Origin of the sequence: Odoribacter sp. N54.MGS-14, assembly GCF_000980295.1 — a bacterium.
In the GTDB taxonomy this organism is placed as follows: domain Bacteria; phylum Bacteroidota; class Bacteroidia; order Bacteroidales; family Marinifilaceae; genus Odoribacter; species Odoribacter splanchnicus.
Map to the genome: position 1 here is coordinate 1 of NZ_LARL01000164.1, position 1,088 is coordinate 1,088.

The 1,088-nt window shown below is 31.4% G+C and carries 1 protein-coding gene; it reads right to left on the bottom strand.

Annotation, left to right across the window (positions count from 1 at the left end):
• Nucleotides 1-410 (bottom strand): RNA polymerase sigma-70 factor (locus WS42_RS14825; protein ID WP_286728769.1); only part of this gene is annotated, 410 nt, incomplete at its 3' end.
• Nucleotides 411-1,088: the final 678 nt, after the last annotated feature.

Here is a 1,088-nt window from a genome sequence, read left to right on the forward strand (position 1 = left end):
TTGCGGAGAAAAGCATAGGCTTTTTTGATATGATCTTTAACGGTATTGATCGATATGCCTTCTTGCTTGGCTATTTCCTGATACGACTTTGCGTCTACGACTCTTAATTCCAATATTTTACGTCTTTTAGGGGGTAATTGGGTCAGAGATACCTGTACTTTTTGAATAAACTCATCGGTGGAGTCATCTTCGGCGATTTGTTGTATGTATTCCTGTTGATATTTATTCACTACTTGTTGGTGCTCTAAATAGTTCAGACAACCATTTTTAATAGCATAGGAAATATATCCTTTCAAATTATCTATCGTGTCCAGTTTTTCTCTTTTCTCCCATAGTTTAGTAAACACTTCTTGGGTGATATCTTCGGCAATAGCCAAATCATGAACATAAAACAAAGCAATTCTCACCATTTCGGAATAATTTTCCTGAAAAAGAGTTTTGAATGAATTTAAATTGCTTATGTACATACATTACTGTGTAAAAGAGATAATTTTTCGAATATCCAAACAATGATACAGCCACTTTCAATTGCCGCTATAAAGTTACTTTTTTTTTTAGATTCTATCAACTATAAAATATTTCTTTTTGCATAAAAAGCTAAGTTCCTTCTATTTTATCTATTCCATTAATCAATTTTTTGTTATTACACATTGATTATTGTGATAAAATCTGATACTATTTATTAGACTTGATAATCTATAAGAATATTTTTCAATTTAGATTAGTTATAGTTTCTAAAGAATTTGTCAAGATATCGTAATAAATAAATTTTTGTATACCATTTTCCAGTATGAACGAAACTTACTCCACACCTCGACTATTATTTCTTAACCGATATAGTCGGTTTTCAGGAGTTGCTTAAATTCTAGATAATTATACTGACTGGTTTGGTGTTTGTATAGTTTCCATCCCTGTTTCCAATAAAATAAACTATAATTTTCATTAGGATGTATAATATTATCTGCATCTCGGGGAACTGTTCTGATGCAGTCTACGATTTGAGGATTTTTTCCTGACTTCGTCATTGCGTACCCCAAAATTCTTCGTCAAAGAGTTTAGCTATTTTCTGATGCCTTGCCATCAGCATG